Genomic DNA, 2,004 nt, shown 5'->3' on the forward strand with positions numbered 1-2,004 from the left:
GGGCTCGCCGTCGCTGCCGAGCTGCTGCCGCACGCGCAGCGCCATGCGCCGCGGCGGCTCGTGGGGGGCCAGCTCCAGGCCGCTGCGCAGCAACCGTGCGCGTGCCTGACCGAGCAGGCGCTGCCACGGATCCTGGCGGCGCCGGCGCAGCGCCGCCACCCCCATCCCGGCCAGCGCCGACGCCACCGCCAGACCTCCCAGCAGGCGCACCAGGTCCTCCCAGGTCGGCGACTCCATACCCAGGCTGCGCAACAGGTCCAGCTGCCGGTCCTGGGTGTAGTTCAGCACCCACTGGTTCCAGCGGTTGTTCATCGCTTCCCAGACCGCGCGCAGCTGGCGCAGTGCGTTCGGGCTGATGACCGTGCCCACGGCGTTGCCCAGCGCGCCGCGCGTCGGCGCGAGACGCTGCGGCAGGCCGATGCGCTCCGGCGCGACGGAGGCGGTGGGATCGACGCGCACCCAGCCGCGCTCGGGCATCCAGACCTCCGTCCAGGCGTGGGCATCGCTCTGGCGCACCGTCCAGTAGCCGTCGATGGCGTTCATCTGGCCGCCCTGGTAGCCCGTGACGATGCGCGCAGGGACGCCGCCGGCGCGCATCAGCACCACGAACGCCGAGGCGATGTGTTCACAGAAGCCCTCCTTGCGCTCGAACCAGAACTCGTCGGCGGTGTGCTCGCCGTACAGCCCGGGCTCCAGCGTGTAGCGGTAGCCGCCGGTGCGCAGCCGCTGCAGCGCCGCACGCACGAAGGCATCGGTGCGTGCACCGCTGGAGGGCCCGGCCCCGCCTGCGAGTTCGCGGGCGAGGGCGGCGGTGCGCGGGTTCAGGCCCTCGGGGAGCTGGCGATAGGCCTGCAGCGCACGCGCCTCGTCGCGCGGCCCGTGCCGGAAATCCAGGTGGCTCTCCGCCCGGTAGCGCATCACGCTCAGGACCGGCCGCGATGCCAGCCATTGCAGCTCCGGCGACATGAAGGCGCGCCAGCCCTGCGGCAGGCTGGGGGCCTCGGCGGCGGCGTCGAGCGTCAGCAGCCAGGGCCGCGCGCTGGGCTCCAGCGTGATCTCGTAGCGCAGCGGCTCGCCGCGCACTTCCAGCTGCGCCGGCGGCGGGGTGGCCCAGTACCGGGCCTGGGCCTGCGGCTGAGACAGTGCCAGCCACTCGCGTCCATCGAAGATGCCGAGCACCGGCCCGCGAAAATACAGGTCGCTCTGCGGTGGCGGCTCGCCGCCCGGGGTCTCGAAGCGCACGCGCATCGCCACACTGTCGTCCAGCGCCAGCTCGGCCACGCTGCCGATGCGCATCTGGCCCGACAGCCCGCTCTTGCCGGTGTTCATGTCGGCCGGCACGCCCCACAGAGGCGCCATGCGCGGGAAGAACAGGAACAGTACCAGCATGATGGGTGCGCCCAGCAGCGCCATTGAGGCAGCGGTGCGCAGGCTCTCCAGCAGGGGCGGGCGCCCCACCGGCAGGTGGGCATTCACCAGCGCCGTGAGCAGCCCGAGCAGCGCCAGCAGGATGGCCGCCGCCGTCGCCAGGGATTGCGAGAAGAAGAAATTCGCCAGCAGCGTGAAGAAGCCCAGGAAGAAGACCACCATGGCGTCGCGCCGGGCGCGCAGTTCCAGGGTCTTGAGCGCCAGCAGCATGGAGATCAACGTCACGCCGGGCTCATAGCCGAGCAGGGTGCGGTGCGACAGCAGCGTCAGCACGACCGCCGCCGCCAGCGCCAGGCGTGTGCTCCACGGGCCTGGCAACGGCAGCTGGCGCCAGGCGAGCACGCCGCGCCACAGCAGCAGCACGGCAGCCGTGAGGCTGGCCCACGCCGGCACATGGCCGGCCAGCGGCGCCAGGCAGGCGCCGATCACCAGCAGCAGGAACAGCGTGTCGCGGGTCTCGCGCGGCAGCTGCGACAGGAACGATTGCATGGTGGCCTCGCGCATGGGCGTCGTCATCAGGCGCGCGCCAGGGCTTCCAGGCAGCGCAGGCGCTGCGCGCTGCCGCCGGCCGGCGGG

The 2,004-nt window shown here is 73.0% G+C and carries 1 protein-coding gene; it reads right to left on the reverse strand.

Going from position 1 to position 2,004, the window contains the following annotated elements; translation table 11 throughout:
• Window positions 1-1,944: transglutaminase TgpA family protein (locus A612_RS09455; RefSeq protein ID WP_019374252.1), on the reverse strand; the 1,944-nt coding region annotated here is incomplete at its 3' end.
• Window positions 1,945-2,004: the final 60 nt, after the last annotated feature.

It is taken from the genome of Melaminivora alkalimesophila (assembly GCF_000282995.1).
GTDB classification, from domain to species: domain Bacteria; phylum Pseudomonadota; class Gammaproteobacteria; order Burkholderiales; family Burkholderiaceae_C; genus Melaminivora; species Melaminivora alkalimesophila.